The organism is Streptomyces sp. NPDC028305, assembly GCF_055569495.1.
In genome coordinates this window covers 89,058-110,996 of record NZ_JBVHTN010000010.1, presented here as the reverse complement: position 1 = coordinate 110,996, position 21,939 = coordinate 89,058, and the positions used below count along the sequence as shown (strand labels likewise).

Sequence of the window (21,939 nt, the reverse complement as noted above, 5' to 3'; positions counted from 1 at the left end):
CCCCCTACTCGCGGAGAAACCGCGGGTAGGGGGCCTACGAGCGTCGGCTTACTTCTTCTTGCCCTGGTTCTTGACCGCCTCGATGGCGGCCTTCGCGGCCTCCGGGTCGAGGTAGGTGCCGCCCGGGTTGAGGGGGCGGAAGTCGGCGTCGAGCTCGTAGGAGAGCGGGATGCCGGTGGGGATGTTCAGGCCCGCGATGTCGGCGTCGGAGACGCCGTCGAGGTGCTTGACCAGCGCGCGCAGCGAGTTGCCGTGCGCGGCGATCAGGACCGTACGGCCGGCCAGCAGGTCCGGGACGATGCCGTCGTACCAGTACGGGAGCATGCGCTCGACGACGTCCTTGAGGCACTCGGTGCGCGGCCGCAGCTCCGGCGGGATGGTCGCGTAGCGCGGGTCGTCGGCCTGCGACCACTCGGAGTCGGCCTCGATCGGCGGCGGCGGGGTGTCGTACGAGCGGCGCCAGAGCATGAACTGCTCCTCGCCGAACTCGGCGAGCGTCTGGGCCTTGTCCTTGCCCTGGAGCGCTCCGTAGTGGCGCTCGTTGAGCCGCCAGGAGCGGTGGACCGGGATCCAGTGGCGGTCGGCGGCCTCCAGGGCGAGCTGCGCGGTGCGGATGGCGCGCTTCTGGAGGGAGGTGTGGAGCACGTCGGGGAGCAGGCCGGCGTCCTTGAGCAGCTCACCGCCGCGGACTGCCTCCTTCTCACCCTTCTCGTTGAGATTGACGTCCACCCAGCCGGTGAACAGGTTCTTCGCGTTCCACTCGCTCTCGCCGTGGCGGAGGAGGATCAGCTTGTACGGTGCGTCGGCCATGCCGTCGAGCCTACTTGACCCTACTTGACCCGCATGAACGCCCCGATTGACACACCCGGTCAATCCGGTGGCGCACGGGGGACGCGGTCGGTAATTTGCGGCTAGCACTTGCGCCACTTACATCCCGCGCACTGGGGGTCGCCCGATGTCCGTCGCCGTACCGTCCGTCGCCCGGATGAGGCAGGCAGCGAGGGAGAGCGTCTCGGGGCTGCCGCGGGCGTTCTGGTGGCTGTGGACCTCCACGCTGGTGAACCGGCTGGGCGGCTTCGTCGCTCCGTTTCTGGCCATGTACCTGACCGTGGACCGCGGCTACTCGGCCACGTACGCCGGTCTGGTCGGCGCGCTGCACGGGCTGGGCGGGGCGGTGTCGGCGGTGGGTGCCGGGGTCATGACGGACCGGCTGGGGCGGCGTCCCACGCTGCTCATCTCGCAGAGCGCCACGGCGGTCAGCGTCGCCGTGCTCGGCTTCGTCCAGGATCCGGCCGCGATCGCCGCCGTCGCCTTCCTCGTCGGCATGGCGTACAACGGGTCGCGGCCCGCGGTGCAGGCCATGATGGCCGACATCGTCGCCCCCGAAGACCGGATCCGCGCCTTCTCGCTCAACTACTGGGCCGTCAACCTCGGCTTCGCGTTCTCCGCGACCGTGGCCGGGCTGATCGCCGAGCACGGCTATCTGGCGCTGTTCCTGGGCGAGGCGATCATGACGCTGCTGTGCGCCGTCGTCGTCTTCGTCAAGCTGCCGGAGTCCCGCCCGGTGCGGGAGGACGGGGAGGACGGGGCGATGGGGCCGGCGGTGGACGAGCCGGAGGCCGGGCTCGGGGCCGTGCTACGCGACCGCGGGTTCATGGCCGTGGTGGCGCTGTCGTTCCTGATCGCGACGATCATCCAGCAGGGTTTCGTGGGGCTGCCCGTGGCGATGGGCGCGAGCGGCCTGTCCAGCTCGGACTTCGGGCTGGCGGTCGCCGCGAACGGGGTGCTGATCGTGGCCCTGCAGATCCCGGTCACCCGGTTCATCGAGCACCGCGAGCCCACCCGGCTGTTGGTCGGCGCCGCGCTGCTGATCGGCTACGGCTTCGGGCTCACCGCCTTCGCCGGGTCCGTCGGGATGTACGCCCTGACCGTGTGCGTCTGGACCATCGGCGAGATCATCAACACCCCGATCCAGATGGGGCTCGTGGCCCGGCTCTCCCCGACCCACGGGCGCGGCCGCTACCAGGGCGTCTATGTGCTCTCCTGGTCGCTCGCGGCGCTCGTCGCCCCGCTCGCGGGCGGGACGGTGATCGACCACTACGGGGCGGATGTGCTCTGGGCGGCGTGCGCGGTGACGGGAACGCTGGCCGCGGCCGGGTACGCGGTACTGATGCGGGCAATCCCGGCCGGCTGAGGCGCCGGGCGGGTCACGGGGTGTGGCGCCTGGGCACCAGCGACTCGAGGTCGAAGCTCGGCCGCAGCGACAGCCCGGGTGTCCAGATCGGGCCCGTGGGCAGCAAGCGGGTCGGGATGCCACCAGAGATTCCGCCCGAGGCTCCGCCCGGCATCTCCCCGGGCAGGCCGGTACCGCCTGGCACCGGATCGTAGGTGGCGGTCGGGGTCACCGGCTGCCACGCCGGCCTCGGGGACGGCCGCTCCTCGCGGTCGGCCCACAGCAGCCAGGACACGCCCGTCAGCCCCAGCAGCACGGTGAGCGCCAGCACCCGGATGCCGGAGATACGCCGCCGGGCGGGCTCGTCCACGCCGGGGGCGATGCTGATGGCCGCCTTCTTCACCGGCTCCCGCGCCGCGTCCCCCGCCACCCCCGGCAGCGGCGCCCGCTCGTTCACGCCCAGCGCGGCCAGGTACAGGGCGAGGCGCTGGGTCTGGCCCGGCTCGCGTACGGCGGTGTCGGCCCAGTCCCGGATCGTCCCGGGCGCGAGGCCCTCGGGCGGCACGAGGGTGCCCGGGCCGGTCCAGTTCATCGTCCAGTGCGCGCTTCCCCGCGCGACCAGCTGCGCCCCGATCAGCACGTACAGCGCCTGAGAGAGCAAGCCCAGCGGATCCCGCCCGGCCGGGCTCTCGACGTCCGGCACACGGCCGCCCAGGGCGCGGGCGAGCGGCATCCGCCGTCCGCTGTCGAGCAGGCGCAGGACCTGGTGGATGGTCAGCCCGGACGATCCGCTGATCCCCGCGGCCTTCTCGACCGTACGGACCGCCTCCGCCAGCGGCGTCAGCAGCCGCGTCGCCCGGTGCTCGGCCAGCAGCCCGAGCCACTCCCGCCACGGCATCGTCCGAGCTGTTCCCAGGCCGGGGTACAGCGTGCGGCCCAGTTCCACCGCGTACCCCGACGGAACGTCGAGCGGCTCGGCGACGCCGACGCCGACGCCGCCCCCGGCGGGCCGGTCGGGGAGGCGGGCCAGGCGGGAGAGGCGGGTGGCCAGGTCGGGGTGCGGGTCGTCGCGGTCGGCGGGCCGCTCGGCGGCCCGCGCCCGGAGCGCGGCGAACGGCTCGCGCAGCTCGGGGGCCTCCACCATGTGGGCGAAGGCGCGGAACGGATCGTCCGGTACGCGCCCCTCGGCCCGGCGTACGGGGGTGAGGAAGCCCGCGCCGAACTCCAGCCAGGCCTGTTCCAGCGCGGCAGCGGAGCGCAGGGCGTCGGCGACGGTCCGCGCCCCGGCCACCCGGGCGGCCTCGCGGTCGGCCTCGATCTCCTGCCGCCGCCGGACCGGCCGGGTGAGCAGGCGGAAGACGCGCGTATAGCCGCGGAGCAGCAGCAGCGGGCCGCCCGCGTACAGCCGCACCAGGTCGTTGGCGGCCGCCGCGCTCCGGACCGCGTCACAGGCCGCGGCCAGCCCGGCCGTGCCGCGGTGGGCGAGGGTGCCGAAGCGGCCGTGGCGGCGGGAGAAGTGGCCCAGTTCGTGCGCGAGCACCGCGCGCAGCTCGGCGGGCGGCAGCCCCGCCAGCAGGGGCAGGCCGAGGTAGAGGGTGCGGCGGCCGGGCAGCAGCCCGAGGAACGAGGCGTGCTCGGTGACCGAGGCGTTGACCTCGGCGGTCAGCCGGATGGCGTCCGGCGGGGCGGTGCCCACGCTCCCGGCCAGCTCATCGACGGCCGCCCACAGCGCCGGGGTCCTGCGCCGGCTCACCCACACCGTGTCCTCCGGCGGCGCGGCGGGCCGCGCGGTACGCACCACCGCCCACACCATGCCCCACACGATCGGCGCGAAGGCGGCGCACGCCAGGATGACCGAGGTCGGCGGCGCCTGGCTCTCCGGCGCCCCGGCGCTCCATAACCCCAGCACCAGGAACGCCAGCCACACCAGCACCAGCAGCGCGACCAGGGCGTAGAAGACGACCAGCAGCGCCAGGGCCAGCACGGCACGGGCGGCGGCAATGGCGGCGGCGAGCGCGGTGGCGATCATCTGCGCCCCCGCAAGCCGTCCAGCAGCCACTCGGCGGCGCCGCGCAGCGCCGTGGACAGCGGGTCCGTCCGTACGCCGGGGACCAGGGAGTCGCCGGGCCGGCCGAGCTCCGGGGAGACGTCGAGCAGCAGGCTGAGCCGGGCGCGGGCCTTGTGCAGATTGCTGCCGACGCTCCCCGCGCTGATGCCGAGTGCGGCGCCGATCTCCGCGTAGCTCATGCCCTCCAGGGAGTGCATCACGACCACCTGGCGCTGGCGCGGCGGCAGCATGCCGAGCGCGCGCAGCGCGGCCAGCGCCTCCGCGGTCTCCTCCACGGTGGCGCCGGTGGCGGCCGGCACGGTGAGCTCGGTCGGCTTCCACCGGAACCACCAGCGCCGGCCGTCGCGCGAGAGCTTGCGGCGCATGGTGGTCGCGACCCAGCCCTCCGGTGAGGCGCACGCCCGCACCGTCGGCCAGCGGCGCATCGCCTCGATGAACGCCTCCTGGACGGCGTCCTCGGCGTTCTGCCGATTGCCGCTGAGCATCACCGCGCGGGCGGCGAGCCAGGGGTAGGTGCGGGCGTAGAACTCCTCGAACTCCTCGAACCCCTCGTCGGCCGTGGTCCCTTCGACCGCCTCACTCATGCCCGGCCCCTCTCCCCGGGGCGCCGACGGCCGGTTCAGGGGAGGAGCCGGACGAGCCGGACGAGCCGGAGCGGACGGTCAGCGCCGCGCCGTCCGCACGGTGATCGGTGAGCACGGTGCCCGGCCCCGACCTGGTCATCAACTCGACCAGCATGCGCGCGCGGACCCGTTCGCCCGAGCGCGCCGCCAGCCAGCGGATGACATCCCCTATCAGCCGCAGCACCCCCATTGTCACGACCGTTGTCATCATCAGCCACGGATTGTCCATGAACACCGTCTTGTCTCCCTTGACGCTTCCCGGTCGGCGACCGGTTCACCAGGAAGAGACCTCGACGGCCGGAATTCTTTACGGCGAATCGCCAGAAATTCTGGGCGACTTGTCAGCGCAGGTCGCGGGGGGGGGTGAGGGTGTGCGGGGGGGGACGGCCGGGTGCCGCGCTCAGGCCTCGCGGGTCAGATGGGCGAACGCCGCCAGGTTCCGCGTGGACTCGCCACGCGCCGTACGCCACGCGTACTCCTTGCGGATCGCGCTCGCGAATCCCATCTCCAGCAGCGTGTTGAAGCTGCCGTCGGCGTTCTCCAGCACCGTGCCGAGCACCCGGTCCAGCTCATCCGGCGTGACCGCCGCCAGCGGCAGCCGCCCCACCAGATAGATGTCACCGAGCTGGTCGATCGCGTAACTCACCCCGTACAGGCGGGTGTTGCGCTCCAGCAGCCAGCGGTGCACGGCCTCGTGGTTCTCGTCCGGGCGGCGGACGACGAAGGCGTTGACCGACAACGAGTGGCGGCCCAGGCGCAGCGAACAGGTCGTGGACAGCTTGCGGGTGCCGGGCAGCGTGACGACGTACGTGCCGTCGGCCGGGGTCTCCCACTCCAGCTCGGCATCGCGCAGCGTCCGCTCGATCACGGCCCTGGCGGCTTCGTTCCCGGCCTGGTTCCCGGTCTGGTTCCTGGTGTCGTTCCTGGCCTCGGCGTCACCCATGCACCGATCGTAGGCGACGGTACCCGCGCATCGCCTCCGCGTAGACGTCCGCCGTCGCCGCGGCGGCCCTGTCCCAGCCGAAGCGCTCGGCATGGTGGGCGGCGCCGGTGCCCAAACGTTTCAGCAGACCGGGGTCGTCGGCGAGGCGGCGCAGCGCCCGGGCGTAGTCGGCGGGGTCGTGGCCGGACACCAGGATGCCGCTGCGCCCGTCCCGTACGGCCACGGGCAGGCCGCCCACCTCGGCGGCGACCACCGGTGTGCCACAGGCCTGCGCCTCGACCGCCACCAGCCCGAACGACTCGCTGTAGGAGGGCATGACCAGCACGGACGCCGCCCGGTACCAGTCCGCCAGCTCGTCCTGCGCGCAGGGCGGCCGGAAGCGGACCACGTCGCTGACGCCGAGCCGGGCCGCGAGCTTGTGCAGCTCCTCCGGCTTCGCCAGCCCGCTGCCGCTCGGCCCGCCGACCACCGGGACGACGAGCCGCTCGCGCAGGCGCGGGTCCTCGTCCAGCAGGCGGGCCACCGCGTGCAGCAGGATGTCGGGCGCCTTCAGCGGCTGGATGCGCCCGGCGAACAGGGGTATCAGCGCGTCGGGCGGCAGGCCCAGGCGGGCGCGGGCGGCGGCGCGGCCGTCGGCGGGCCGGAAGCGTTCGAGGTTGACCCCGGGGTGGACGACGGCGACCAGCTCGGGGTCCGCTCCGTAGTGGCGCACCAGCTCGGCCGCCTCCTCGGCGGTGTTGGCTATGAGCCGGTCGGCGGCCCCGACGATCTGCTCCTCGCCGATGACCCGGGCGGCGGGCTCCGGGGTGTCCCCCTCCGCGAGGGCGGCGTTCTTGACCTTGGCCATGGTGTGCATGGCGTGGACGAGCGGCACCCGCCAGCGCTCGGCGGCCAGCCAGCCGACGTGGCCGGAGAGCCAGTAGTGGGAGTGGACGAGGTCGTAGTACCCGGGGCGGTGCCCCGCCCAGGCCCCCATGACCCCGTGGGTGAACGCGCACAGCTGGGCCGGGAGGTCCTCCTTGGCCAGTCCCTCGTACGGCCCCGCGTCCACATGCCGTACGAGCACGCCTGGCGCGAGCTCGACGGTGGGCGGGAGTGTGCCGGTGGTGGCGCGGGTGAAGATCTCCACCTCGATGTCGATGGCGGCCAGCCGCTTGGCGAGCTCCACGATGTAAACGTTCATGCCCCCCGCGTCACCGGTGCCGGGCTGGTGCAGCGGCGAGGTGTGCACGCTGAGCATCGCGATCCGGCGTGGCCGGCGCCCGACGCGTCTCAGGCGCTGATGGTGCGGCTTGCCGAGAACTCCGTGCGAACGGCCTCGCAAGCCGCCGAGCCGGGAAATAGGCTGGCTCACCGCGCGATCCTCCTTGCCGGGGCTGACTCGGGTAGCGGAATCCGGACGTGCCCTGCCAACCCCACAACACCGGAACCTCTCGTTCCCATTTCCGCTTTGCCAAAGCGTGACGTTCTGAGGGGCAGATGCTCCGGGGGGCGGGGGTTCTGGGGCTGGATACTGCGGCGCTTAGGCTCGGCGCATGTCTGTCCGCGTCCCCCCGCAGCCCTCCCCGCCGCCGGGCCGGCCCATCGGGTCGGCGACCCGGGGGACCACCAACCCCAACCGGCTGCGCCGCATGGACCGGTGGATCGCCGCCGCCCACGGCCCCGCGCTGCGCCGCGCCGAGGCGCCCGTCGCCGTCGACCTGGGGTACGGGGCCGCGCCGTGGACCGCCGTCGAGCTGCTGGTCAGGCTGCGTACGGTGCGACCGGACGCCCGGGTCGTGGGGGTCGAGATCGACCCGGACCGCGTCGCCGCCGCCCGCCCCTACCGCCGGGAGGGGCTGGACTTCGCGCACGGCGGGTTCGAGGTGCCGCTGCCGGACGGCGCGCGGCCCGCGCTGATCCGGGCGGCCAATGTGCTGCGGCAGTACGACGAGGGCGAGGTCGCGGACGTATGGCGGCGGCTGTGCGCACGGCTGGCGCCGGGCGGGCTGCTGGTGGAGGGGACCTGCGACGAGATAGGGCGGCGGCATGTGTGGGTCGCCCTCACCCCGCGCGGCCCGCGCACCGTGACCTTCGCGGCGCGGCTCGGCTCCCTGGACCGCCCGTCCGACCTGGCCGAACGGCTGCCGAAGGCGCTCATCCACCGCAATGTGCCGGGCGAGCCGGTGCATGCCTTCCTGCGCGACTTCGACCGCGTCTGGGCGGCCGCCGCCCCGTACGCCGCGCTGAGCGCGCGCCAGCGCTGGATACGCAGCGCCGAGGCGCTGCGCGCCGCGGGCTGGCCGCTCGTGGACGGCCCGCGGCGCTGGCGCCAGGGCGAGGTGACCGTCAGCTGGGAGGCTCTGGCGCCACGCTCGTGACCCCGCCTGTGCCCGGCCCCGTGCCCGGCCCCGTGCCCGGCGCCGCCCCCGTACCCGCGCCCGCTCCCTGGGCGCCTCCGCCCAGATACTCCTCGCTGATCTCCTTGGGCCCGAACGGCCACACCTTCTCGAACCGCGCCCAGAGCACGAACGCCACGCACCCCGCCGCGACCCACGCCAGCGACCATTCGACGGGGTGGCGCCCGGGCGAGTTCTTGTCCGCGTACCCGTAGATCACCAGCCAGCCGACCAGCGCGACCAGGCTCGGCACCGGATACAGCCACATCCGGTACGGGCGCCGCAGCGACGGCTGGCGACGGCGCAGCACCGTCAGGGCGAGGATCTGCGCCAGCGCCTGCACGATCACCATCACGGTGGTGAGCAGCTGGATGAGCGTGGCCAGGTCGGTGTGGCGGCCGATGAGGAAGCCGACGGCGGTGACCACGCCCATCGTGGCCAGGCCCAGCACGGGGAACCGATGGCGCGGATGGAGCGTGCCGTACGGGCGGAAGAAGACGCGCTCGCGGGCGGCGTCGTACGGGACGCGGGAGCCGCCGAGCAGCCCAGCGAAGACGGACGCGAAGGCCGTGACCAGGATGAGGACCGTGACGACATCGGCCGCGCCCTTCCCCCAGGTCTCCTCCAGGACCGCGGACGCGACGGACTTGGACGCCACCGAATTCGGATCGAGCATCTGATGCCAGTCGACGACGCCGAGGGTGCCGATCTGGAGCAGCAGGTAGATGCCCATGATGCCGAGGATCGAGGCGACGATCGCGCGCGGCAGGGTGCGGCCGGGGTCCTTGATCTCGGCGCCCATGTACGCGGCGGTGTTGTAGCCGAGGTAGTCGTAGATGCCGATGGTCAGCCCCGCCGCGAAGCCGGTCCAGAACGCTCCGGACCCCAGGTCGAAGGCGTGCGCGGGGTAGGTGAAGGCCTTGTCCGCGTCGAAGTCGCTGAGCGCCGCGGCGATCACCAGCACCACCGAGCAGATCATCACGCCCCACATCACGGCGGTGATCTTGGCGATGTGCTCCACGCCGCGCCACAGCAGCGCCACGACGAGGACGATGACGCCGAGCCCGACCAGGTCGCCCTGCGTCTGCGTCATGCCGCTCCACAGATACCCGAGGTACTGCACAAGACCGACCACGCCGGTGGACATGATCAGCGGAATGAACAGCATCGCCGTCCAGACGAACAGAAACGGCATCAGCTTGCCGCTGCGGTACTGGAAGGCCTGGCGCAGATAGACATAGCTGCCCCCGGCCCCCGGCAGCGAGGCGCCCAGCTCGGCCCAGATCAGCCCGTCCGCCAGCGCCAGCACCGCGCCCGCGAGAAACCCGATGACGGCCTGCGGCCCGCCGAAGGCGTCGACCATGAGCGGGATGGTCACGAACGGGCCGATGCCGCACATCTGGCTCATGTTGATGGCCGTGGCCTGGAACAGCCCGATACGGCGGACGAAGCCACCCCCGCCGTCTCCGCCGCCCCCGCCGCTCCCCCCGCCCGGCGGGGTCTTGCTCAGCGCTGGTCCTCCAGCCATCTGGACCTCCCTGGCTCGCCGTGCGAGTGTGATTAAGTTAAGGAGCCTTACTTGATGAGTCAAGGGTCGGAACAGCCCTGGAACCGACAGCGGCTGCGCAGCAACAACGAGCGCCTGCTGCTGGCCCGGCTACGCGCCGAGGGCCCCGCCTCCCGGGCCCAGCTCGCCCGCGACACGGGCCTGTCCAAACCGACGGTCTCCAGCGCGCTGGGCGCCCTCGAAGAGGCCGGTCTTGTACGCGAGGCGGGCCGGCAGGCGCCGCCGGAGCGGGGCAGGGTCGCCGTGCTGTACGAGCCGGACCCGACCGCCGGCTACGTCCTCGGGCTGGACATCGGACGGGCCTGGCTGCGCGTGGCCGCCGCCGACCTGGACGGCACCGTCGTCGCGCGCGCCGAGGTGCGCAACCGCGGCCGCAGCGCCGCCGCCATGGCGGACCTCACCGTCGCCGCGGCCCACCGGGTCGTCGCGGACGCCGGGGTGGACCCGGCCCTGGTCGCGCACGCCGTCGTCGGCGTACCCGGCGTGTACGACCCCGAGCGGCGGCGGGTGCGCTACGCCGGAAACCTGCCGGGGTGGGGGCGCGCGGGCCTGCTGGACCGGATGCGCGAGGAGTTGGGCACGCCCCTGTCGGTGCACAACGACGCGAACCTGGCGGCGCTCGGCGAGTACACCTTCGGCGCGGGGAAGGGCAGCAGGCTCTTCGTCTACGTGCTGGTCGGCACCGGCCTGGGCATGGGCGTGGTCGCCGACGGGCGGCTGTTCACCGGCGCGCACGGGGCCGCCGGGGAGATCGGCTTCCTGCCGCTGCTGCCCCGGGTGGGCGGCCCCGACAGCGCTCCGGAACGGCAGGGGCTTGAGGGCGCCGTCGCGGCCGAGGCGGTCGTACGGGCCGCCCGGGAGCTCGGCATGTCAGGGACCAGGTCCGAGCCGCTGACCGCCAAGGCCGTCTTCGACGCGGCACGGGACGGCGTGGCGCCCGCGCTGGAGGCCGTACGGCAGGAGGCCGAGCGGCTGGCCCACGTGGTCGCGGCCGTCGCGGCCGTGCTCGACCCGGACTTGGTGGTGCTCGGCGGCGGCGTCGGCCACAGCGCGGACCTGCTGCTGCGGACGGTGGAGCCGACCCTCCAGCGGATCGGGCCGCTGCGGCCGAAGGTGGCGGCGAGCGCGCTCGGGGAGGACGCGGTGCTGCTGGGCGCGGTGGCGACGGGTCTTGAGGCGGCCCGGGAGCGGGTGTTCACCCGCACCCGGGAGGGCGGCGAGTAGCGCGAGGAGCCGTCCCGCTACCCCACTGCCCTACTCGCCGCGCCTACCCCACCGGCACCGCGCGGGCCAGCGCCCGCAGCGCCTCGGCCGTCGGGGACCCCTTCCGCACCGCGTAGGTGCAGAGCACCTGGCCGGGGTCCGAGGGCAGTACGAAGGCCTCGTACGTCACCTCCAGGTCCCCCACCACCGGGTGCCAGATCCGCTTCGTACCGCTGGTCCGCTCCTGCACCGTCTGGGTCTCCCACCGCTGCCGGAACTCCTCACTCCGGTCCAGCAGCTCATGGACGACCTGGCACACCCGGAGGCTGTCGGGGTGGCGCCCGACCTCCGCCCGCAGGCTCGCCACCGTCTCGTCGGCGACCTTGTCCCACTCCGGGTGCAGGGCCTTGGCGTCCGGGTGGAGGAAGACCAGCAGGGAGGAGTTGCGCTCCCGCTCCGGGAGCGCGGCGTAGTCGAAGGAGACCCGGCCGCCCAGCAGATTCCAGGCGAGGATGTCCCCGCCAGGCCCGAACACGAACGCGGGCACGGCCTCGTCCATGGCGTCCAGCAGCAGCCGGACCTCGGGCCGCACGCGCGGCCGGGGACCGGCGTCCAGCGTCCGGCCGTGCCGCCCGGGCAGCGTGATGTTGCGCAGATATGTGTGCTCGGGCGGCGTCAGCCGCAGCGCCCGGGCCAGGCCGTCCACCACCGAGTCGGACACAGTCGGGGCGCGGCCCTGCTCGATGCGCGTGTAGTAATCGACGCTGATCCCCGCGAGCTGCGCGACCTCCTCACGGCGCAGCCCCCGCACCCGGCGCCGTACGACCCCGTCGGGCAGCCCCAGCTCCGCGGGGTCGAGCGCCGCGCGCCGCACTCTCAGGAACGCCTTGATCTCCGGTTCGGCATCGCCCATCGCTCCATTATCCGCGCGGGTACCCGGAAGGCACCCATCCAGGTGGTTCTGCCGGACCCAGGTTGAACCGGGCCTGGTCCCTCTACGGCACGGGCTGAAGGCTGTCACCGAAGCCAACGCATAAGGCGAACGCATCCAGCGAACCCATCCACGTGAGGCGGAATCCCATGAAGCGCAGAATTCTCGGCGGCACCGGCATCTCGGTCAGCGAATACGCCCTCGGCGCGATGATGTTCGGGAGCTGGGCCAACCAGGACCACGACGACTCGGTGCGGATCATCCACCGCGCGCTGGACGCCGGCATCAACTTCGTCGACACCGCCGACGTCTACTCCTCCGGCGAGTCGGAGGTCGTCGTCGGCAAGGCGCTCAAGGGGCGCCGCGAGGAGGTCGTCCTGGCGACCAAGGTCCACAGCTCGATGGGGCCGGACGAGAACCACAGCGGCAACTCGCGGCGCTGGATCGTCCGCGAGATCGAGAACAGCCTGCGCCGTCTCGGCACCGACTACATCGACCTGTACCAGATCCACCGGCCCGACCCGACGACCGACATCGACGAGACCCTCGCGGCCCTGTCCGACCTGGTCCGGGCGGGCAAGGTGCGGGCCGTGGGCTCCTCCACCTTCCCGGCGGAACAGATCGTGGAGGCCCAGTGGGCCTCCGAGCGGGGCGGCCATGTCCGCTTCCGCAGCGAGCAGCCGCCGTACTCGATCCTGGCCCGCTCGGTGGAGGCGGCGGTGCTGCCGACCGCCCAGAAGTACGGGATGGGCGTCCTGACCTGGGGCCCGCTCTCCGCGGGCTGGCTGTCCGGCCGCTACACCAAGGCCTCCGACATCGACCTGACCGGCGGCCGGGCGGCCATCGAGAAGCACAAGTTCGACCCCTCGCTGCCGGAGAACGCGCGCAAGCTGGAGGCCGTCAGCGAGCTCGCCGAGCTGGCCTCCGACGCCGGGCTCTCGCTGCCACACCTGGCCATCGCGTTCGTACGGTCCCACCCGGCCATCACCTCGGTGATCATCGGGCCGCGCACGATGGAGCAGCTGGAGGACCTGCTCGCGGGGGCGGACGCGGAGCTGGGCGAGGACGTCCTCGACCGCATCGACGAGATCGTGCCGCCCGGCACGGACCTGAACCGGGCCGACAGCTACTACGTGCCGCCGGCGCTGGCCGACAAGGCGCGGCGTCGGCGGCGGCCGGGGGCGGGGGCGGCCTGAGGGACCGGCCCACCCGGACCTTTCACTCCGCCCCGCCGGGGCGGGGAGCCGTCCGTGAGCGCAGCGTGTCCAGGAAGGCATCGACCAGCACCCGGTCGTGGTCATGTGTCAGCCGCTCACGGGCCGCGTCCGGGGGGAGCCATGCGAGCAGGTCGACCTCGTCGTTGGGTACGAACGCCGCGTCGGCCGCACCATCCGCCGCCTCAGCCACCCCAGCCGCCTCCGCCGCCCAGTAATCGACCTCCTTGGGGCGGCCCTTGGCCAGGTAGCGCACGGTGGGCAGCGCGGCCCCCGGGACGCAGACCACGCCGGTCTCCTCCAGCACCTCGCGCAGCGCGCCATCCAGCGGCTCCTCGCCCGGCTTGAGCTTGCCTTTCGGGTGCGACCAGTCGTCGTAGCGCGGTCTGTGGACGAGCGCGATCTCCGGCCGACCGTCGCGCGGGGAACGCCGCCACAGGACGCACCCCGCCGCGCGGATCACCGAGTTCTCAACCATGCGCCGACCTCCCTGTCCAGCCTGTCCAGCTCGGTCCGTCAGGACGCCGAGACCACCAGCCGGTGCCAGATCCGCCCGAAGGCGAAGCGGGCGGCCTCGACCTCGTGTCGTTGGTCGGCGTGCAGCACGCCGAGGGCGTAGGCGGTGGCGGGGGCGATCCTGGGCGTCCGCGCCGCGGCGGCCGCGGCGGCCGCCGCCTCGGACGCGTCCCGGTGCCGTTCGAGGGCCTGCCCGGCGGCCAGCAGCCGTACGGACAGCGAGGGGTCGGCGTCCACCGGCCCGGTGCCCTCCGGCCGCTGCCCCGCGTCGAGCACCTCCAGCGCGTAGCGCCGCAACCGCACCAGCTGCCGCACCTGGTGCCAGGGCGCGTCCTGCCGCTCGCTGGCGGGCGGGGCATCGGCGGCCGGGGTGGCGGCGAGGCCGTGGACCAGCGCCTCCGCGTTGTACGGATGCCCGGCCCGGCCCAGCGGCAGCGTCTCGGCCGCCTCCACCAGCCGCCGGTGCGCCAGCTCCGCGAGCGGGGGCAGCGACAGCTCGGCGGGACGGGTCGCGGCGGCCGCGTCGAGGGGGACCTCGGAGGCCAGCAGCGCGACGGCGTCGGCCACCGCGTGGAAGCGGGAGGAGCCGAGAGCCTGGAGGGCCGCGGTGTGCGCGCGGGTCCGCGCGAGGGTGAGCTGGCGCTCCAGAAGGGCCCCGGCCCGCGCGGCCCCGACCGTCAGCGCCCCGCCCCTGGCCTCGTCCGCGCCGCCGCCCGGCTGCTGCTTCCCCCCGCCGCCGCGCTGCCCGGCCGCAGTCGTCGTCCCGGCCTCGCGCTGCGCCGGTGCCGCGGCGGCCGGGGGCTGAGCCATGTCCCGTACGGCGTCACCGCCCGCGTCCGGCGGCGGGTCCTGCGGGGCGTCGGCCGTCAGGGAGACGCTGCGCCGGGCCGCGCGGGGCGAGCGCTGCGCCGCCGCGTCCCCCGCCCCCGCATCTGCCCGCGCATCCCCCGCCGCGTCCCCCAGCCCGTCCATCGCCTCATCCGCCGGGGCGCCCGCGCCCGAGAGCCGGTGCAGCGCGCCGCGCAGCCGGTTCAGGCGCGCCGCGTAGGCGTGCTCCAGGGCCAGCGTGGCGGACAGCCACACCAGCTCGGAGCGGAGGTGATCGGCCCAGGCCGTGTCGGCGAGCGGGCGGTAGACCCACAGCGTGCCGCTGATCCGCCGCGCGCAGCGGCGCAGCAGCCGGGCGGCCTCGGCCGCCTCCTCGGCGTCCACCCCGCTCTCCCGCTGCTGCCGCAGGCTGCGCAGAAAGTCCCCGGCCTGGGCGTTCAAGTACCACGACAGCACATCGCCCGCCGTCGCCGCCGCGAGCGCGGGTCCGACCGCAGGCCCGACCGCCGGCCCAGCCGCTGCCTCGGCCCCCATCACACCGTCCGTCATGTCGTACCCCCCAGGGCCGAAGGCAGCGGCGGGTGGAGCGCCTTGCGGCCGGCCGGCCCTCGTAACCCCGACCGGCGACGACAGATCATGTCGCTGTACCACGCCGTCGCCTCCGGGCGTCTATGAGCATTTCCTGTACGTTCCGCAGCGGCTGTCCGTCCGCGTCCGTCGCGTGCCGCGTCCACTCGCCGTCCGGGCCCAGGTGCCAGGAGGAGGTGGAGTCGGACATGCCGGTCTCCAGCAGACGGTTGAGTGAGGCGCGGTGGGCGGGGTCGGTGACCCGCACCAGCGCCTCGATCCGCCGGTCCAGATTGCGGTGCATCATGTCGGCGCTGCCGAGCCACACCTCGGGCTCCCCGCCGTTCCCGAACGCGAAGACGCGCGAATGCTCCAGGAACCGGCCCAGGATCGAGCGGACCCGGATGTTCTCCGAGAGTCCGGGGACCCCCGGCCGCAGCGCGCAGATGCCGCGCACCCACACATCCACCGGCACACCCGCCTGCGAAGCCCGGTAGAGCGCGTCGACGATGGCCTCGTCGACCATCGAGTTGACCTTGATCCGCACGTAGGCGGGCCGCCCCGCCCGGTGGTGGGTGATCTCCCGGTTGATCCGGCTGATCAGCCCGTCGCGCAGCGACCTGGGGGCGACCAGCAGCCGCTGGTAGTTCTCCCGCCGGGAGTAGCCGCTCAACCGGTTGAACAGGTCGGACAGGTCGGTGCCGACCTTCGGGTCGGCGGTCAGCAGCCCCAGGTCCTCGTACAGCCGGGCCGTCTTCGGGTGGTAGTTGCCGGTGCCGACGTGGCAGTAGCGGCGCAGCGTCTCGCCTTCCTGGCGGACCACCAGCGACAGCTTGCAGTGGGTCTTCAGCCCGACCAGGCCGTAGACCACATGGCAGCCGGCCTCCTCCAGCTTGCGCGCCCACTTGATGTTCGCCTGCTCGTCGAAGCGGGCCTTGATCTCGACGAGGACCAGCACCTGCTTGCCGGACTCGGCGGCGTCGATGAGCGCGTCGACGATCGGCGACTTGCCGGAGGTGCGGTAGAGCGTCTGCTTGATCGCGAGCACGTCGGGGTCGGCGGCCGCCTGCTCCAGGAAGGCCTGGACGGAGGTGGAGAAGGAGTCGTACGGGTGGTGCAGCAGCACGTCCCGCTCGCGCATCGCGGCGAAGATGTCGGGCGCGGAGGCGGACTCGACCTCGGCGAGGTCCCGGTGCGTCCCGGCCACGAACTTCGGGTACTTCAGCTCCGGCCGGTCCAGCGCGGCTATCCCGAACAGCCCGGTCAGGTCCAGCGGCCCCGGCAGCGGATAGACCTCGGCCTCGGAGATCTTCAGCTCGCGTACCAGCAGGTCGAGGACGTACGGGTCGATGGACTCCTCGACCTCCAGGCGCACCGGGGGCCCGAAGCGACGCCGCAGCAGCTCCTTCTCCAGGGCCTGGAGCAGGTTCTCCGCGTCGTCCTCCTCGACCTCCAGGTCCTCGTTGCGGGTCACCCGGAACATGTGGTGCGCCAGCACCTCCATGCCGGGGAACAGCTCCTCCAGGTGCGCCGCGATCACGTCCTCCAGCGGGACGTACCGCTGCGGCGACGCCTCCAGGAACCGCGAGAGCAGCGGCGGAACCTTCACACGTGCGAAGTGATCATGCCCGCTCACCGGGTTGCGCACCACGACCGCGAGGTTGAGGGAGAGCCCGGAGATATACGGGAAGGGGTGCGCCGGGTCCACGGCCAGCGGCGTCAGGACCGGGAAGATCTGCTGGCGGAAGAGCGTGAAGAGGCGGGACTGCTCGTCCTCCGTGAGATCACGCCAGCGGATCAGATGGACGCCCTCGTCGCCGAGCGCGGGCGCGACGTCCTGCTGGAAGCAGGCCGCGTGCCGGGCCATGAGTTCGCGCGACCGGTTCCAGATCAGGTCAAGGACCTCGCGGGGCTGTAGCCCGGAGGCGGAGCGGGTCGCGACGCCCGTCGCGATGCGCCGCTTGAGCCCCGCGACCCGCACCATGAAGAACTCGTCCAGGTTGCTCGCGAAGATCGCGAGGAAGTTCGCCCGCTCCAGCAGCGGCGTGTTCGGGTCCTCGGCGAGCTCGAGCACCCGCTCGTTGAACGCCAGCCAGCTCCGCTCACGGTCGAGGAACCGCCCCTGGGGCAGCTGCTCCTCGCCCTCCACGCCCTCGGCGTCGTCGACCTCGTACGAGTCCAGGTCGCCGTCGAGGTCCGGGTCGAGATTCCGGACCGGCGGCGCGGCGACGGCATGCGGCCGGTGCGCCGCGATCGAACCGACCGAGGGCTGAGGCTGGTGCTGCGGGTGAGTCTGCTCGTGGACGGATGCCTGACCGCTGGAGTGGTTCATGTCCTCATTGTTCCGCGCCGGAGGCGGGAACGGCGTCCCGGAAGACGGTGCTGAAGCGGCACGGAGCCTCCGGTTCGAGGGGGTCGGCGCGGCGGGCTGCATTCAGCGATGCTCGCAACCGAGTTTGAATCGCCGGTAACGGAGACATGGCGCGTAGGAAATCGCGATCCATCCCGCAGGCGACCCACGCCCCCGACGCGCCCCCGATACCCCGGTCGGGCCCCGGTCAGACCTCCGGTCAGGTCTCCGTGCGGTACATGAGATCGGTCTCGTACGTCGTAAAGCCCAGCCGCCCGTATACGGCGACGGCGGGGAAATTGTCGGCGTCGACGTACAGCATCGCGGTCGGCAGCCCCTGCCCCGCCAGGTGCCGCAGCCCGATCGCGGTCATCGCCCGCCCGAGCCCGCCGCCCTGCGCGTCGGGCCGCACCCCGACCACGTACACCTCGCCCAGCCGCTCCTGCGCATGCACCTTGGTCCAGTGGAATCCGACGATCTCCCCGCCCCGCTCGGCGAGGAAGAAGCCCTCGGGGTCGAACCACGGCTCCCCCATCCGGTCCTCGAGATCGCGGAGAGTCAGCGAGCCCTGCTCGGGGTGGTGCGCGAAGGACGCCGCGTTCGCCGCCAGCCAGCCGGCCTCGTCCTGGCCCGGCCGGAAGGCCCGTACGGTCACGCCCTCCGGCAGCACCGGCTCGGGGATGTCCAGCCCCTCCAGCGGGCCCAGCGGCCGACGCATCTGCCGCAGCTCACGGAACAGCGTCAGCCCCAGCACCTGCGCGAGATGGCGCGCCGAGGAATGCCCGCCGTGCGCCCACACCCGCAGCCGCTTGCCGGACTCGCGCAGCAGCGTCACGCCCAGCGCCCGCCCGTGCCCCTGCCCCCGGTGCGCGGGGTGCACGACCAGCTCGGCGGCCGGGGCCTCCACCGGGTCGGTGTCCTCCAGCTGCGCATACCCCACGATCTTCCCGTCCGGCTCCTCCCACAGCAGCAGATGCCGGACCCCTTCCCGCCGCCCCCGCAGCTGGAGCCGTCCCTGCTCGGACACGGCCTGCTGCCCGTCGGTGCGCGCGGACTCCTCGACGAGCCGCAGCACGTCCTGGGCCACGGCGGGCGTCACCTCATCGAGGACATCGATCCGGCGGGGGGCGGGCCCCTCGTTCAGCACGTCATTCATGGGGCCGAGCCTACGACCGCCGAATTGACCGGCAACTTGCCGGCCAATTTATTACCAGCGAGTCACCCGGCTGATGGATCCCCGTCACCACGGCGCACGCCGTCCGCAAGGCGGGACAGGTCCTCCTCGCTGGGCATCAGCTCCCGGACCTCCGGCGGAAGGCCCGCGTACGTGCTCACGGCAAGCGGCGCGTTGTTGCTCCGCAGGGCGTACTCGACGACACCCCGGTCGCGGCTCTCCGCGATCAGGATGCCGAGCGTCGGGTCGTCCCGCTCCTTGTCGCGGATCACGTCGTCGACCACTGTCACGTAGAAACCGAGCTGGCCCACATGCGCGGCCTCGGCCTCTTTCGTCTTCAGCTCCACGACGATATAGCGGTGCAGTCGGCAGTGATAGAAGAGCAGGTCGATACGGAACTCCCGGTCGCCGACCTTGACGGGGTACTGCCGCCCGAGGAAGGCGAAGCCGACGCCGAGCTCCGTCAGGAACCGAACGAGGTTCTCGACCAACGCGTCCTCGAACTCGCGCTCGGCCACCTTGCCGGACAGCCGGGTGAACTCGACGCGGTAGGGGTCCTTCACGATCTCACGTAAGACGTCGGAGTCCTCTGGAACCGTGGCGTCGAAGTTGTTGAGCGCTGCGCCCTGGGTGAGATGCAGCTGCGCACCGATCCAGGACCCGAGCACACCTCGGGACCAGCCGTGCTGCACGGCCTGCCGGGCGTAGAAGTCCAGCTCAGCACGGTTCTTGCAACGCGCCATGAGCACCGTGATATGCCCCCATGGCAATTGGCCAACAGCCTGTTGGCCAATTGGCTCCGGCCACAGGCTCGCCATCTGCTGCATGTACTTGAGATTGCTGCGGGAAAAACCGCTCTGCCCCGGGAAGGCTGTCCGCAACTCCACCGCAACCCGGTCGATGATCTTGGCGCCCCACCTCTCCCGCTCCCTGCGTTCGAGGATCGTTCGCCCGATCTCCCAGTACATCGCGATCATCTCGGTGTTGACCTTCAACTGAGCGCGCACGTTCGCGCGCTTGACGACCGCCTTGAGATCGTCAATCAGCTCGAAGAAACCATGAGGAAGCTCGGCCCCCTGCGCGGGGATGGATGCGTGACGCGCGAGTTCGTTCTGCACGCTGCACACGCGCACACACATTTTCCGCAGCAGTCATGGTTTGCCGGGCATGTCATCCGAACAGATGAATGTCACCCCACGAGTCGCCCACGCGCAATCAGCTCGTAACCTCGGCCCCCCTGCCCTGCTACGCGCGTTGACCGTAAGCTGCCGCCGACGCTCGACCACTGCACAGACCCGTACAAGAGGGGACCACATGCCAGCGATAGCCCAACGGCGCCGCGCGGCCCGCCGGTTGACCGCCGCGGCGGCGGTGCTGGCCGCCGCAGCCGGAATCATGTCCTTCGCGGACACGGCAGGCGCGAACACCAGCGCCCCCGCGAAGCCGAACCCAGCCCGCACCGTCGATGTGCAGCTGCTGTCGTTCAACGACCTCCACGGAAACCTGGAACCCCCGCAGGGCTCCTCCGGCACCGTGACCGAGACCCAGCCGGACGGCACCACCAAGGCCGTCCCCGCGGGCGGCGTGGAATACCTCGCCAACTCCCTGCGCACCGCGCGCAAGGGCCACCCGTACTCCATCACCGCCGCCGGCGGTGACATGATCGGCGCCAGCCCGCTGCTGTCCGGCCTCTTCCACGACGAGCCGACCGTCGAGGCGCTGAACAAGCTCGACCTGGACGTCACGGCCGTGGGCAACCACGAGTTCGACGAGGGCCGCGCCGAGCTGAACCGCATCCAGAACGGCGGCTGCCACCCCACGGAAGGCTGCTACGAGAAGGGCAAGACCTTCCCCGGCGCCGACTTCCCGTACCTCGCCGCGAACGTCACGGACGAGAAGACCGGCAAGCCGATCCTCAAGCCGTACACGATCTGGAAGCACAACGGCGTCAAGATCGGCTTCATCGGCGTCACGCTCGAAGGCACCCCCAACATCGTCACCGCCGAGGGCGTCAAGGGCCTGAAGTTCCACGACGAGGTCGAGACGATCAACAAGTACGCCAAGGAACTCGACCGCCAGGGCGTCAAGTCGATCGTCACGCTGATCCACGAGGGCGGGCTGCCCGCCTCCTCCTCGTACAACTACAACTGCGACAGCGGCGGCCCGGGCTCCGGCATCTCCGGCCCGATCGTCGACATCGCCAAGAACGTCACCCCCAAGGTCGACGCCCTGATCACCGGCCACACGCACGCGGCCTACGCGTGCACCATCCCGGACCCCTCCGGCGCGCCGCGCACGGTCACCTCGGCCGCCTCTTTCGGCCGCCTGTACACCGACACCACCCTCACCTACGACCGCGCCACCGGCGACATCGTGCGCACGAAGGTGAAGTCGGCCAACCACGTCGTCGACCGGCAGCAGCCCAAGGCCGACGACATGACCTCGCTCATCAGCCGCTGGAACAAGCTGGCCGCGCCGATCGCCAACCGGCCCGTCGGCTACATCTCCGCCGAGATCCCGGGCCGCGGATCCACCGCGTACGAGTCACCGCTCGGCGACGTCATCGCCGACGCCCAGCTCGAAGCGCTCTCCCCCGCCGACAAGGGCGGCGCCCAGCTCGCCCTCATGAACCCCGGCGGCATCCGCTCCGACCTCGCCTACGCGGCGTCCGGCAGCGAGGGGGACGGGGTCGTGACGTACGGCGAGGCGTTCACCGTGCAGCCGTTCACCAACATGATGAACGTCATCGACCTCACCGGTGAGCAGCTCATCACCGCCCTGAAGCAGCAGGTCAGCGGCTCGAACGAGGCCTCTCCCAAGATCCTCCAGGTCTCGAAGAGCCTCACCTACACCCTCGACCTCACCAAGACCGGCGCGGATCGCGTCGTCGCGGACTCGGTGAAGCTGAACGGCGAGGCGATCGACCCGGCCAAGACCTACCGCGTCGCGATGAACGAGTTCCTCGCGGGCGGCGGCGACGGCTTCCCCGCCTTCAAGGACGGCAAGAACAAGCTGGTCGGCGCGTCGGACCTGGATGCCTTCACGGCCTACCTGGGCGCCCACTCCTCGGCCGGCTCGCCCCTGGCCCCGCCGGCGGCGGACCGCATCACGATCGTGAAGTAACCCTTCAAGTCCCACACGGCCCGGCTCCCAGCGGTTTCCCGCTGGGGGGCGGGCCGCGTCGTGCGCGGGCGCGCGTTTGCGCGCTATTTGACGTGGTCGAGCCGCCCCGCCTTGGTGCCGCGTATGAAGCTGCGCAGGGCGGCGGGGGTTGTGGTCAGGACGACGTCGGGGTCATCGCTCTCGCGTAGGAAGACCGCGTGATCGCTCGCGGCGACGTTCACGCAGTTGGATGAGTTCGGGCTGTACGACGACTTTCGCCACTGGTACCTGGACACCGCTTC

General features: G+C 72.4%; 19 protein-coding genes. 5 read left to right on the top strand and 14 right to left on the bottom strand.

The genetic code is table 11. The annotated features are described in order from the left end of the window. Positions 1-48: 48 nt before the first annotated feature. A complete protein-coding gene (locus ACZ4WQ_RS38105) occupies positions 49-810 on the bottom strand; it encodes a phosphoglyceromutase (RefSeq protein WP_352133527.1) in 762 nt (253 codons plus the stop codon). A 145-nt stretch (positions 811-955) separates the two neighbouring features. On the opposite strand from ACZ4WQ_RS38105, the gene ACZ4WQ_RS38100 reads away from it, so the two are divergent. Beyond that, the gene (locus ACZ4WQ_RS38100; protein WP_398374830.1) at positions 956-2,194 is read left to right on the top strand and encodes an MDR family MFS transporter; all 1,239 of its coding nucleotides are present in this window, start codon (positions 956-958) and stop codon (positions 2,192-2,194) included. A 13-nt stretch (positions 2,195-2,207) separates the two neighbouring features. On the opposite strand, the gene ACZ4WQ_RS38095 is transcribed toward ACZ4WQ_RS38100, so the two are convergent. The 5 genes from ACZ4WQ_RS38095 to mshA form a co-directional block, all read right to left on the bottom strand. Beyond that, complete coding sequence (locus tag ACZ4WQ_RS38095; protein ID WP_468022782.1) at positions 2,208-4,202, bottom strand: M48 family metalloprotease; 1,995 nt, start codon at positions 4,200-4,202, stop codon at positions 2,208-2,210. Continuing rightward, positions 4,199-4,825, bottom strand: coding sequence for an RNA polymerase sigma factor (locus ACZ4WQ_RS38090; protein WP_311724519.1), 627 nt, complete (start codon positions 4,823-4,825; stop codon positions 4,199-4,201). Before ACZ4WQ_RS38090 ends, ACZ4WQ_RS38095 begins: the two co-directional genes overlap by 4 nt. Continuing rightward, positions 4,818-5,093, bottom strand: coding sequence for a hypothetical protein (locus tag ACZ4WQ_RS38085; RefSeq protein ID WP_468022781.1), 276 nt, complete (start codon positions 5,091-5,093; stop codon positions 4,818-4,820). Before ACZ4WQ_RS38085 ends, ACZ4WQ_RS38090 begins: the two co-directional genes overlap by 8 nt. A gap of 171 nt (positions 5,094-5,264) precedes the next feature. Next, positions 5,265-5,807 carry a type III secretion system chaperone family protein gene (locus ACZ4WQ_RS38080; RefSeq protein WP_468022780.1) on the bottom strand — a complete coding sequence of 181 codons (543 nt, stop codon included), beginning with the start codon at positions 5,805-5,807 and terminating at the stop codon, positions 5,265-5,267. Beyond that, entirely contained in the window at positions 5,800-7,161 is a 1,362-nt protein-coding gene (gene mshA / locus ACZ4WQ_RS38075; RefSeq protein WP_358846065.1) for a D-inositol-3-phosphate glycosyltransferase, read from the bottom strand. The genes ACZ4WQ_RS38080 and mshA overlap by 8 nt, the downstream gene beginning before the upstream one ends. Before the next feature lie 181 nt (positions 7,162-7,342). On the opposite strand from mshA, the gene ACZ4WQ_RS38070 reads away from it, so the two are divergent. After that, the gene (locus ACZ4WQ_RS38070) at positions 7,343-8,167 is read left to right on the top strand and encodes a class I SAM-dependent methyltransferase (protein ID WP_468022779.1); all 825 of its coding nucleotides are present in this window, start codon (positions 7,343-7,345) and stop codon (positions 8,165-8,167) included. On the opposite strand, the gene ACZ4WQ_RS38065 is transcribed toward ACZ4WQ_RS38070, so the two are convergent. Beyond that, on the bottom strand, positions 8,136-9,713 hold the full coding sequence (locus ACZ4WQ_RS38065; RefSeq protein WP_468022778.1) for an APC family permease: 1,578 nt from the start codon (positions 9,711-9,713) through the stop codon (positions 8,136-8,138). The genes ACZ4WQ_RS38070 and ACZ4WQ_RS38065 overlap by 32 nt on opposite strands. Positions 9,714-9,767: 54 nt before the next feature. Between ACZ4WQ_RS38065 and ACZ4WQ_RS38060 the strand changes: the two genes are divergently transcribed. Beyond that, a complete protein-coding gene (locus ACZ4WQ_RS38060) occupies positions 9,768-10,976 on the top strand; it encodes an ROK family transcriptional regulator (protein ID WP_311724526.1) in 1,209 nt (402 codons plus the stop codon). 43 nt (positions 10,977-11,019) lie between these two features. Here ACZ4WQ_RS38060 and ACZ4WQ_RS38055 read toward each other — a convergent pair whose 3' ends face one another. Then, on the bottom strand, positions 11,020-11,868 hold the full coding sequence (locus ACZ4WQ_RS38055) for a helix-turn-helix transcriptional regulator (protein ID WP_468022777.1): 849 nt from the start codon (positions 11,866-11,868) through the stop codon (positions 11,020-11,022). 167 nt (positions 11,869-12,035) lie between these two features. Between ACZ4WQ_RS38055 and ACZ4WQ_RS38050 the strand changes: the two genes are divergently transcribed. Next, complete coding sequence (locus ACZ4WQ_RS38050) at positions 12,036-13,082, top strand: aldo/keto reductase (RefSeq protein WP_468022776.1); 1,047 nt, start codon at positions 12,036-12,038, stop codon at positions 13,080-13,082. A 22-nt stretch (positions 13,083-13,104) separates the two neighbouring features. Here the strand turns inward: ACZ4WQ_RS38050 and ACZ4WQ_RS38045 are convergent, their stop codons facing one another. The 5 genes from ACZ4WQ_RS38045 to ACZ4WQ_RS38025 form a co-directional block, all read right to left on the bottom strand. Further along, entirely contained in the window at positions 13,105-13,578 is a 474-nt protein-coding gene (locus ACZ4WQ_RS38045; RefSeq protein WP_311724529.1) for an NUDIX hydrolase, read from the bottom strand. Between the two features lie 38 nt (positions 13,579-13,616). Continuing rightward, on the bottom strand, positions 13,617-14,993 hold the full coding sequence (locus ACZ4WQ_RS38040; protein WP_468022775.1) for a CHAD domain-containing protein: 1,377 nt from the start codon (positions 14,991-14,993) through the stop codon (positions 13,617-13,619). Positions 14,994-15,078: 85 nt separating this feature from the next. After that, a complete protein-coding gene (locus tag ACZ4WQ_RS38035; protein WP_398374848.1) occupies positions 15,079-17,343 on the bottom strand; it encodes an RNA degradosome polyphosphate kinase in 2,265 nt (754 codons plus the stop codon). A gap of 238 nt (positions 17,344-17,581) precedes the next feature. Next, a complete protein-coding gene (gene mshD, locus ACZ4WQ_RS38030; RefSeq protein WP_385346927.1) occupies positions 17,582-18,517 on the bottom strand; it encodes a mycothiol synthase in 936 nt (311 codons plus the stop codon). A gap of 62 nt (positions 18,518-18,579) precedes the next feature. Next, positions 18,580-19,653 carry a PDDEXK nuclease domain-containing protein gene (locus ACZ4WQ_RS38025; protein WP_311724533.1) on the bottom strand — a complete coding sequence of 358 codons (1,074 nt, stop codon included), beginning with the start codon at positions 19,651-19,653 and terminating at the stop codon, positions 18,580-18,582. Between the two features lie 277 nt (positions 19,654-19,930). Between ACZ4WQ_RS38025 and ACZ4WQ_RS38020 the strand changes: the two genes are divergently transcribed. Then, on the top strand, positions 19,931-21,658 hold the full coding sequence (locus tag ACZ4WQ_RS38020; protein WP_468022789.1) for a bifunctional metallophosphatase/5'-nucleotidase: 1,728 nt from the start codon (positions 19,931-19,933) through the stop codon (positions 21,656-21,658). Positions 21,659-21,741: 83 nt separating this feature from the next. On the opposite strand, the gene ACZ4WQ_RS38015 is transcribed toward ACZ4WQ_RS38020, so the two are convergent. Then, entirely contained in the window at positions 21,742-21,933 is a 192-nt protein-coding gene (locus ACZ4WQ_RS38015; protein ID WP_468022774.1) for a DUF397 domain-containing protein, read from the bottom strand. Positions 21,934-21,939: the final 6 nt, after the last annotated feature.

What these genes read in the sequence shown, in the direction of transcription:
- ACZ4WQ_RS38105 (WP_352133527.1), bottom strand. Translation starts at nt 810, where the DNA reads ATGGCCGACGCACCGTACAAGCTGATCCTCCTCCGCCACGGCGAGAGC.
- ACZ4WQ_RS38100 (WP_398374830.1), top strand. Translation starts at nt 956, where the DNA reads ATGTCCGTCGCCGTACCGTCCGTCGCCCGGATGAGGCAGGCAGCGAGG.
- ACZ4WQ_RS38095 (WP_468022782.1), bottom strand. Translation starts at nt 4,202, where the DNA reads ATGATCGCCACCGCGCTCGCCGCCGCCATTGCCGCCGCCCGTGCCGTG.
- ACZ4WQ_RS38090 (WP_311724519.1), bottom strand. Translation starts at nt 4,825, where the DNA reads ATGAGTGAGGCGGTCGAAGGGACCACGGCCGACGAGGGGTTCGAGGAG.
- ACZ4WQ_RS38085 (WP_468022781.1), bottom strand. Translation starts at nt 5,093, where the DNA reads ATGGACAATCCGTGGCTGATGATGACAACGGTCGTGACAATGGGGGTG.
- ACZ4WQ_RS38080 (WP_468022780.1), bottom strand. Translation starts at nt 5,807, where the DNA reads ATGGGTGACGCCGAGGCCAGGAACGACACCAGGAACCAGACCGGGAAC.
- ACZ4WQ_RS38070 (WP_468022779.1), top strand. Translation starts at nt 7,343, where the DNA reads ATGTCTGTCCGCGTCCCCCCGCAGCCCTCCCCGCCGCCGGGCCGGCCC.
- ACZ4WQ_RS38065 (WP_468022778.1), bottom strand. Translation starts at nt 9,713, where the DNA reads ATGGCTGGAGGACCAGCGCTGAGCAAGACCCCGCCGGGCGGGGGGAGC.
- ACZ4WQ_RS38060 (WP_311724526.1), top strand. Translation starts at nt 9,768, where the DNA reads ATGAGTCAAGGGTCGGAACAGCCCTGGAACCGACAGCGGCTGCGCAGC.
- ACZ4WQ_RS38055 (WP_468022777.1), bottom strand. Translation starts at nt 11,868, where the DNA reads ATGGGCGATGCCGAACCGGAGATCAAGGCGTTCCTGAGAGTGCGGCGC.
- ACZ4WQ_RS38050 (WP_468022776.1), top strand. Translation starts at nt 12,036, where the DNA reads ATGAAGCGCAGAATTCTCGGCGGCACCGGCATCTCGGTCAGCGAATAC.
- ACZ4WQ_RS38045 (WP_311724529.1), bottom strand. Translation starts at nt 13,578, where the DNA reads ATGGTTGAGAACTCGGTGATCCGCGCGGCGGGGTGCGTCCTGTGGCGG.
- ACZ4WQ_RS38040 (WP_468022775.1), bottom strand. Translation starts at nt 14,993, where the DNA reads ATGACGGACGGTGTGATGGGGGCCGAGGCAGCGGCTGGGCCGGCGGTC.
- ACZ4WQ_RS38035 (WP_398374848.1), bottom strand. Translation starts at nt 17,343, where the DNA reads ATGAACCACTCCAGCGGTCAGGCATCCGTCCACGAGCAGACTCACCCG.
- mshD (WP_385346927.1), bottom strand. Translation starts at nt 18,517, where the DNA reads ATGAATGACGTGCTGAACGAGGGGCCCGCCCCCCGCCGGATCGATGTC.
- ACZ4WQ_RS38020 (WP_468022789.1), top strand. Translation starts at nt 19,931, where the DNA reads ATGTCCTTCGCGGACACGGCAGGCGCGAACACCAGCGCCCCCGCGAAG.